The organism is Methylohalomonas lacus (assembly GCF_024808875.1).
In the GTDB taxonomy this organism is placed as follows: domain Bacteria; phylum Pseudomonadota; class Gammaproteobacteria; order Methylohalomonadales; family Methylohalomonadaceae; genus Methylohalomonas; species Methylohalomonas lacus.
This window is the reverse complement of sequence record NZ_JANUCT010000031.1, coordinates 1-9,067: the sequence shown is the minus strand read 5'-3', so window position 1 is coordinate 9,067 and position 9,067 is coordinate 1. Positions and strand designations below refer to the sequence as shown.

Genomic DNA, 9,067 nt, shown 5'->3' with positions numbered 1-9,067 from the left:
GCATGGTCGCCTCAACTCACTGTTTTGTCGGAAAAACAATGATAACAGGCACCATGCCCATCCTTAATTAAACCGCAAAGATCAACAGGCCCTAGAATAAGCAACACATACTGATTTCGAGTCCTGCCGTTGCTCACAAGCTAGTTACTAAAGTGGCAGCCGGAAATTTAACCTTAAATAGTTAAAAAATCCCTGTGTCGGCAGTTCGATTCTGTCCCCGGCCACCATTTAATCAAAAAACACTAATCCTCTATGATGATCCCCTGAGATGTGGTGGGTTAGGGTTTGGTTTGGCGGTTATCAATAAATCGATAACCAACTCCAGACTCGGTTTGTACATATCTAGGTTCATCAGAATTATCATGAAGTTTTTGTCGAATATTCTTTATAAAGTTACGAAGATATTGGGTATCGTGTGTGTGTGATGGACCCCATATATTTTTCAGCAGCTGCGTCTGAGTAATGACTTGCCCTGGATGCATAATTAATGTCCTGAGGATAGAAAACTCCTTTCGTGTGAGATGAACTTCAGCATCAGATATTGTTATTTTACGTTTTAGTAGGTCGACGTGTAGATATCCATCATCATAGATGCTGCCTGTTTCATCTTCAGCTTTTGTTGACTGTCGCAGCAAATTGCGTACTCTGGCTAGGAATTCTTGGATGCCGAATGGCTTTGTCACATAATCATTAGCACCGTCATCCAATAACTGCACTTTTTCTGATTCAGAAGCTCTAACCGATAATATTATTACCGGTACGGTTGACCATGTCCGTAGTTCCTTGAGTACCGTATTCCCGTCAGCATCCGGCAGTCCAAGATCCAGCACAATGATGTCCGGAGATGAAGTGGCAGCAAGCTCTAGTCCCACAGTAGCATTTTCCGCTTCAAATACCTCATAGCCTTGACTTTTGAGACTTATGCGCAGGAAGCGTCGGATTTGCAGTTCATCATCGATGACAAGAATACGATCTGCCTGCCTCATCACTCATTCGCCTGTTTTGTCTCATCCGATGGTGTGACAATAGGTAAATAAATAGCGATTGTCGTACCATTCCCATGCGGTCCATCTAATGCCTCGATATGTCCACCATGTGCGCCGATCATACCGCTACAAATGGCGAGCCCCAAGCCACTACCGTGCTTGCCCAGGTCGCCCTCGCCACCGGTAAAGAACATATCAAATACTGCTTTGCGTTGGTCTGGTGGTATACCAGGGCCATCATCGGTGATTGTAATAATTAATTGCTCGTCTTCGCACCATGCTTTGATATGTATTTCACCATCATCGGGAGAAAATTTAGCAGCGTTCTCGATGACATTCACAAGCGCTTGCTCGATCAAAGCTGCATGAACATACAGTAATGGTAGCTCAGGGTCGATATCACGTGACACCTTGTAGCTTTGCAGCAGTTCGCGTGTGCGTCTAATAGCCGAGTTGAGTATATCGTCAAAACCGATCCAGTCCCGTGCCAATTTAAGCGTGCCGTGACCCAGACGGGTCATGTCGAGCAGATTTTGAATATAGCGATCGAGACGGTTGCCTTCGCTAATGACAGAATCCAGTAACTCCAGCCGATCGGTGTCTGATAGGGTATCGTGCAGTGACTGCAAACTACTGGCCGCACCTATCATGGAAGATAGCGGAGTACGCAGGTCATGGGATACGGAAGATAACAGCGCTGAGCGCAAGCGTTCCATTTCTTCCGTGACCTTGGCCTGTTCCAGACTGGTCGCAAGACGGGAGCGAGCCATTGCAAGACTCACCTGACTGGTCATGGCTTCAATTAGATCAATTTGACCATTCTGTAGGGGTTCATCCGGACGACGTACACCCAGCATGCCGAACTGCTCGTCGTCAAGCAGGAGAGGGAAAAAACGCCATTCAATACCGGCCAGCGTATCGGTCTGAAAGCCACTAGACTGCTGGTGATGATAACCCCAATCAGCAGCTGACCAGGCCTTATCGCTTAATTGAATATCTTCTTCCGAGGTTTCCGTAATAGTAAGCTGGCCCTCATCGTCAGGAATCAGAATCACGACCTGCAGATGGAGCTGTCGCATGATTACCGTAGCAGCTTCACGATATACGGTGGGCAGATCAATCGCAGCCGCCAGACGTCGGTTGAGCGATAGTAAAGTCTGTGTCTGTTCATTAGACTGTCTTAGTGCAATGACCTGATTTCTTAATCGTCCTGCCAATTGACCGCCAATGAGTCCGATGATGAGAAAGAAGCCGACTGTCAACAACTCATGTGGATGATCCATCACGAATGTGTAACGTGGCTCAGTGAAGAAGAAATTATAGGCCAGCGCACTGGCCACGACGGTTATCAATGCTAGCCGCATGCCGGTACGTACGGCTACCAGCAAAACAGCAGTCATAAAGACCAGTGATAAATTGGCCAGCGGGAGCAGTGGATCGATAATAGCGGAAATGATCACAGCTGCAGCTACTATAGCCGCAGCAAATGTATAGTCCCGAGGGGATAATATATGATGGAATCGTCTTTTTACCCCCCCTGAGCGCGAGATCTGGGAAGGAACGAAGCTGATCTCGAAACCGTCACCCTGGCGCAGGAGTCGTTGACTGAGTGTCAGGCCGAGAAAGCCGGCCAAGGGTCGCTCGCGGCTGCGTCCGACCACCAGCGTCGAGACGTTTTGATCACGCGCATACGCTAGGATCTCGGCGACTGGGTCATAACCCCGCAGTGTCACGGTTTCACCGCCCAGGCGTTCGGCAAGTTCGAAGACTCTTTGCACACCGGCTCTTTGTTCCGGATCAATATCGCCGCGATCAACAAAGACCACGCTCCAGCGGGCTTGGCGGCGATCGGCCAGCCGTCGCGCGAAGCGTACCAGTTCCGGTCCGTTTCCTAGACCATCGATGGCTACCAGAATGCGTGTTCTGATCGGCCACGGTCCCTTAATACCGTGGCTGCGCATGGTATCCGATACGTCCCTATCCAGCCGTTCGGCCACGGTCTGGAAAACGAGCTCACGTAACGCGGCCAAATTGGAAGGACTAAAGAAGCCATCGAGAGCGGCACGCGCCTGATCGGGAACATAAACCTTGCCCTGCTTGAGCCGCTCGATCAGTTCATTGGGCGTCAGATCCACCAGTACCAGGTCCTGCGCCCCGCTAATCAGTTGGTCCGGTACGGTTTCACGCATGCGTACGCCGGTGATGCGCGCAACCACGTCGTTCAGACTCTCCAGATGCTGAATGTTGATGGTTGTCCAAACGTCGATCCCGTGATCAAGTAATTCTTCGATATCCTGATAGCGGCGTGGATGGCGGGTGCCCGGAATATTGCGATGAGCCAATTCGTCAACCAGCACGACAGAAGGGGAACGTTTTACAATGGTGTCCAGATCCATTTCCTGGAACTGTGCATCGCGATAACTGATAGTCATCGTCGGTACGGATTCAAGCTCTTCGCACAGGGCTTCCGTTTCCTGTCGGCCATGACTTTCGACAATCCCGATAACAATATCCGTACCTTCGCGCGCGGCCTCATGTGCCGCTTCCAGCATCTTATAGGTCTTGCCGACGCCGGGTGAAGCACCGATGAATATCTTTAGTGCACCGCGACGATCCTGCTTCACCCGGGAGAGCAATGCCTGGGGATCGGGACGGTTGGATGCCTCAGTATTCATGACAATAATTAATATTCCATTTCACCAATAGTGGATGTCAATTGGCCGTTCGGTTTTATCAGCACGTGATAGTAAGGCTTTCTGAAAAACGTCGTACTGATTGCCCGATCATTGATTGATGGTATCGAGCGCCAGATTGAGTTTGAGCACATTAACATGCGGCTGTCCCAGTATGCTGAGCACCGGCGGTTCCACATGCTCGTTAACGATCCCAGCCACTTGGTTCCGTGGCAGGTTGCGCGTCCGTGCGACACGGTCTATCTGCAGCCGCGCGGCTTCGGGCGTGATATGTGGATCGATACCGGAGCCGGAGGCGGCAATCAGATCGACCGGAATGGTGTTTGCGGCAATATTATTAGCCTCGGCAATCCGGGCGGCATCGGCTGCCGCACGCTGACGGAGATCGGGGTTGCTCGGCGCCCAGTTGGAGCCGGAAACACTGAACGGGTCATAACCGGCGGCGGAAGGCCGGCCGTGGAAATATCCCGGCGCGCTGAACGGCTGACCCACCAGTTCCGAACCGATAACCTTGCCATTGATAGAAACAAGACTACCTGTACTCTGATGTGGGAAAAGCATACCGCCCAGTGTAGCAGTAACTGCCGGATACAGGCCGCCACAGATCAGCATGAGCAGTAGGGCACCGCGCAATGCGTGGCTCCAACCAGTGCCTGCCGATGTTGCAGGCAGCGGCAGGGTTTCTTGTGTCGCTGGATCTGGAATCTTAGTGACCATTAGATATCTCCTTTAAATGAACAGACCGAGGCCCATATCGATCAGCTTGATGGCCGGGAAAGGCAGCAAAAGACCGCCGAGGCCATAGATCAGCAGATTCCGCTGCAGCAGGTTATCAGCACTACTTGGCCGCAGGCGCACGCCGCGCAAGGCGAAGGGAATCAGTGCGGGGATCACCAGTGCGTTGAAGATGACTGCAGCCAGCACGGCCGATGCCGGGGTGTTCAACTGCATGATATTCAGGGTCTGCATGGCCGGTATACCGGCCACGAAGATCGCTGGCAGGATCGCGAAGTACTTGGCAACATCGTTTGCCAGCGAGAAGGTCGTAAGAGCGCCGCGCGTGACCAGCAATTGCTTGCCTATTTCGACCACCTTCAGGAGTTTGGTCGGATCGGAATCCAGATCCACCATGTTGCTCGCTTCCTTGGCAGCTTGCGTACCGGAGTTCATGGCCAGGCCCAGGTCAGCCTGAGCCAGGGCCGGAGCGTCGTTGGTGCCGTCCCCCATCATGGCTACCAGCTTGCCTTCCGCCTGTTCGCGGCGGATGTATTCCAGCTTATCCTCGGGCGTGGCTTCGGCGATGTAGTCATCAACTCCCGCTTCTGCGGCGATAGCAGCGGCCGTCAGGGGATTGTCACCGGTAATCATCACGGTACGCACGCCCATGGCGTGAAGCTGCTTGAAGCGGGCCTTGATATCGGGCTTGATAATATCGGCCAGCGGCACGACACCGAGCACACGATCATTTTCAGCGACCACCAGCGGTGTCGCACCGCCGCGCGCCACCCGATCCACCTGGGATGTTACTTCATCAGGATAATGGCCATCGTTATCGGTAACGAAGCGGCGGATAGCATCCGGTGCGCCCTTGCGTATGCGACAGCCCTCCGGCAGGTCGATACCTGAAAGACGGGTCTTTGCCGAAAATCCCACACTGCGGGCTGCATCATCTGCAGTGACGCTCGCACCACGGTCCCGTGCCAGCGACACGATGGACTTGCCCTCGGGCGTGGGATCCGCCAGTGACGCCAGTAATGCCGCATCGCGTAGGGCATCGGCCTTGACGTTGCCAATTGCTATAAAGTCTGTAGCGTGGCGGTCGCCCTGGGTAATGGTGCCGGTTTTGTCGAGCAGCAGGGTGTCGATGTTACCCGCGACTTCCACGGCCTTGCCGGACTTGGCAATGACGTTGGCTCGCATGGCACGGTCCATACCGGCAATGCCGATGGCCGGTAACAAGCCGCCAATAGTGGTCGGTATGAGACACACAAGCAACGCGACCAATACCGGCACTGTGGTTTCAACGCCGACGAATCCCGCGAAAGGCAGCAACGTAACCACCACGATTAAAAAGATGATCGTCAATGCCGACAGCAGGACGGTGAGGGCGATCTCGTTGGGTGTTTTCTGCCGGCTGGCGCTTTCTACCAGCGCGATCATTCGATCCAGCAGTGAATTGCCGGGCTCAACTCCAACTTCAATGACGACGCTGTCAGACAGCAGTTTGGTGCCGGCAACCACACCACTGTTATCTGTGCCGGCTTCACGGAGTACCGGCGCTGATTCACCGGTTACTGCTGATTCGTTGATACTGGCAGCGCCTTCGATGATCTCGCCATCGGCCGGGATCAGTTCGCCCGCCATGACACGTACCCGATCGCCGATACGCAGGGCGTCGGCGGACACTTCTTCCTCGCCGTTCTCCGTGATTCGCCGGGCGATCAGTCCCTTGCGGGTCGAACGCAGGCTCTCGGCCTGGGCCCGACCGCGTGCCTCGGCCAAAGCCTCGGCGGCATTAGCGAACAGGACGGTAAACAACAGAATCAGTGTGATCGCCAGATCAAATCCCCAGGGTCTGCCTGCCAGCATATCGGCGCCGGCCAGCCACAGGGTCACCAGGGTGCCGACACCGACGACGAACATGACGGGGTTGCGGATCAGCAGGCGCGGATCCAGACGGCGCACGGATTCACCAGCCAGCCGCGTCAAGGTACCGGCATCCAGCAGTTTTAATTGCTTGCGTTCATGTTTCATGAGTCATTCTCCAATTAGCCGGCCAGGGTGAGGTATTCAGCCACAGGCCCCAGTACCAGTACTGGGAAGAAGCTGAGCAGGGCAAACATCACGATCACGCCCAGCGTCAGAAGCGCGAATGTCGGTGTAGCGATATTCAGGGTACCGGAAGTCGTGGGTGCCACACGTTTGCCAGCCAGATGCGCCGCCGCAGCTAACGGTGCCAGGATGGGAATGAATCGGCCAAGGATGAGTGCCACGGCACAGCTGACGTTCCACCATACGGTGTCATCGCCCAGCCCTTCGAATCCGGAGCCGTTATTGGCAAAGGCCGATGTGTACTCATACAGCACCTGACTCAGGCCATGGAAACCAGGGTTGGAGTTGGCCGCCAGACCCGGAATAGCCACCGTCAATGCAGTCAGGCCGAGAATGAGTAGCGGCTGGATGAGCAGGGCAATCGACACCAGTTTGATCTCTTTGGCCTCGAGCGCGCGGCCTAACAATTCCGGTGACCGCCCCACCATCAGGCTGCCGAGGAACACGGCCAGTAACAGAAACAGCAGAAAATTGACGAGACCGACACCGACACCACCGAAGGTGGCATTGATGAACATATCCATCAGTTCGGTACCACCACCTAGCGGATTGAATGAATCATGCATGCCGTTAACCGAACCATTAGAAGTCTGGGTTGTGAAGCTGCCCCAAAGAGCTGTGGCCGTGGCTCCGAAACGCACTTCCTTGCCTTCGAGATTGGGTCCATCTGCTGTCAGGCCGCCAAAGGCTGCATTAGGTTGATTCTCTGACCATATATTGATGCCTGCGAGCACCACTGACATGGTTAACATCACACCGAAAATACTTATCGCCAGTCGCCGCTGACCAGTCAGGTAACCGGCCATGAATACCAGCGCCATGGGGATAAGTACGATAGAGACCGTTTGGATATAATTGGAAACCGGAGTCGGATTCTCCAGCGGCACAGAACTGTTAGGGCCATACCAGCCACCACCATTGGTACCGATCTGCTTGATTGCCACCATAGGTGCAACAGGCCCCACCGGGATACGCTGTTCTGTCAACTCGACAGTACTGTCCAGTGTGTTCGCCGTTTGAGCGCCCTCGAAAGTATTGGGCACACCCTGCCAAGCGAGGAGCAGGGCAGTGATAAAGGCAAGCGGCAGCATCAGTCGCGTTATCGAGCGGACAAGATCGGCATAAAAATTACCTACCGAGATACTGCCGTCGGCAGTCAACTCCGGTTCCTTGCGAAGTAAGAAAGCTGTGCGGAGGATGGCAACCAGCGCCGCTAGACCAGCGGCTGGCGTGATCACCTGCATACTGACAATCGCAAACATATGGCCGAAGTATGATAGCTGTGCTTGGCCGGAATAATGCTGCTGATTGGTATTGGTTATGAATGAAGCTACTGTATGCAGCGCCAAATCCCAACTCATGCCACCAATGTCGTCGGGGTTCAAGGGTAGTCGGCCTTGCTGCATTAGAATGATTAGGGCAACCAAGGCAATAATCACATGGAGTTTGAGTATAGCCTTGCCATATTGCTTCCAGTTCATTGGCGACTCAGGTTGAACACCCAGGATACGATATATAACTCCCTCAACCGGAGTGAATATCCGGTCAACCATGCCTGACGTAGGTGAAAAGGTTTCTGCCAAATACCGTCCCAAAGGCCATGCCAGCAAAAGTGCTGTGGCATAAATAAGCAATACTTCGTTCATAATCTATCCTCCCATCTAATAAAAAGAAGGCACAGACCGAACAGCACGACCAGTATCAATGCGGCAACTATTCCCATGGCTGACACCTATATGTTTTTGAATAATTACAGTTGATATTAGTGATCAATCATGTAATTTTTCCATGCTTCAAGGTTTGGCAACGCGTAATAAAAGTGTATTTTTATCAGGAGGCGGCAAAGAGTGTGATCGTGATGGCTAATAATCGAATATCAGCAAATAGATATCATTTGGAGTTTAAGAAATTACTACAGCCGGCGCGCGGCGGCGCGCTACCAGGCCGCCCTGGAACAGGCGCGCACGCGATTGCTGGAAGAAGCACTGGCGTTGAGTCCGGCCGACCGGGCGCTCGACGACGAGGCGCTGATGCAGCGCCCGCCACGCGTGCAGGCGGCGGTCCAGGCGTGGCGCTATCGCGCGTTATTACAGCAACTCGAGTTCGCCGTGGCCATCGGCAGCGGCAACAACGACGACCCAAGCTGGTCGCAGTGGAGCGACCGCGCCAACGTCGATGATCACATCACCTTTCACGCGGCAATGGGGAATGAGTGTGGAAGTGCAATATGAAGTTGCCTATGCACAGTTTGGAGATTCTGCTGTGATTATAAAGCCTATATATATTTGCTGAGTGGTGAGGTGCAATGGCGATCTATAATTTTCATTAAATCATAAAATGATTTAAATTCTTTTCAATAATTTAATAAGGCGGTCTCTAGTTCCTAGCGCAACACGATGATAATAATGATGCCATTATTGAGGAGTCGTGTTGCATGTCAAAGAGTTATCAACGCATGAACCTGGCCGAGCGCGAGGAACTCAGTATTCGTCATGCCCAGGGTCAGGGTATTCGGGTTATTGCCCGACAGCTCGGGCGCAGTCCCTCGACCATCAG

General features: G+C 53.3%; 6 protein-coding genes and 1 pseudogene. 2 read left to right on the top strand and 5 right to left on the bottom strand.

Annotation, left to right across the window (positions count from 1 at the left end; translation table 11 throughout):
* Positions 1-278: 278 nt before the first annotated feature.
* From J2T55_RS13125 to kdpA, 5 genes are all read right to left on the bottom strand, one after another.
* The gene (locus J2T55_RS13125) at positions 279-986 is read right to left on the bottom strand and encodes a response regulator (RefSeq protein ID WP_259057830.1); all 708 of its coding nucleotides are present in this window, start codon (positions 984-986) and stop codon (positions 279-281) included.
* Positions 986-3,661: a sensor histidine kinase gene (locus tag J2T55_RS13120; protein ID WP_259057828.1), complete on the bottom strand. Its 2,676-nt coding sequence runs from the start codon at positions 3,659-3,661 to the stop codon at positions 986-988. The genes J2T55_RS13125 and J2T55_RS13120 overlap by 1 nt, the downstream gene beginning before the upstream one ends.
* A 108-nt stretch (positions 3,662-3,769) precedes the next feature.
* On the bottom strand, positions 3,770-4,396 hold the full coding sequence (gene kdpC / locus J2T55_RS13115; RefSeq protein ID WP_259057826.1) for a potassium-transporting ATPase subunit KdpC: 627 nt from the start codon (positions 4,394-4,396) through the stop codon (positions 3,770-3,772).
* A gap of 12 nt (positions 4,397-4,408) precedes the next feature.
* Complete coding sequence (gene kdpB, locus J2T55_RS13110; protein WP_259057825.1) at positions 4,409-6,433, bottom strand: potassium-transporting ATPase subunit KdpB; 2,025 nt, start codon at positions 6,431-6,433, stop codon at positions 4,409-4,411.
* Positions 6,434-6,447: 14 nt separating this feature from the next.
* Positions 6,448-8,157, bottom strand: coding sequence for a potassium-transporting ATPase subunit KdpA (kdpA, locus tag J2T55_RS13105; RefSeq protein WP_259057824.1), 1,710 nt, complete (start codon positions 8,155-8,157; stop codon positions 6,448-6,450).
* A 267-nt stretch (positions 8,158-8,424) separates the two neighbouring features.
* On the opposite strand from kdpA, the pseudogene J2T55_RS13100 reads away from it, so the two are divergent.
* Both J2T55_RS13100 and J2T55_RS13095 read left to right on the top strand, forming a co-directional pair.
* Positions 8,425-8,697: pseudogene (locus J2T55_RS13100) on the top strand (hypothetical protein); the annotation flags it as partial.
* Positions 8,698-8,945: 248 nt separating this feature from the next.
* A partial coding sequence (locus J2T55_RS13095) for a helix-turn-helix domain-containing protein (protein ID WP_407660106.1) occupies positions 8,946-9,067 on the top strand: 122 nt, incomplete at its 3' end.

Excerpts from the sequence above, each read along its gene's own strand:
- kdpB (WP_259057825.1), bottom strand. The coding sequence starts at position 6,433 with ATGAAACATGAACGCAAGCAATTAAAACTGCTGGATGCCGGTACCTTG.
- kdpA (WP_259057824.1), bottom strand. The coding sequence starts at position 8,157 with ATGAACGAAGTATTGCTTATTTATGCCACAGCACTTTTGCTGGCATGG.
- kdpC (WP_259057826.1), bottom strand. The coding sequence starts at position 4,396 with ATGGTCACTAAGATTCCAGATCCAGCGACACAAGAAACCCTGCCGCTG.
- J2T55_RS13120 (WP_259057828.1), bottom strand. The coding sequence starts at position 3,661 with ATGAATACTGAGGCATCCAACCGTCCCGATCCCCAGGCATTGCTCTCC.
- J2T55_RS13125 (WP_259057830.1), bottom strand. The coding sequence starts at position 986 with ATGAGGCAGGCAGATCGTATTCTTGTCATCGATGATGAACTGCAAATC.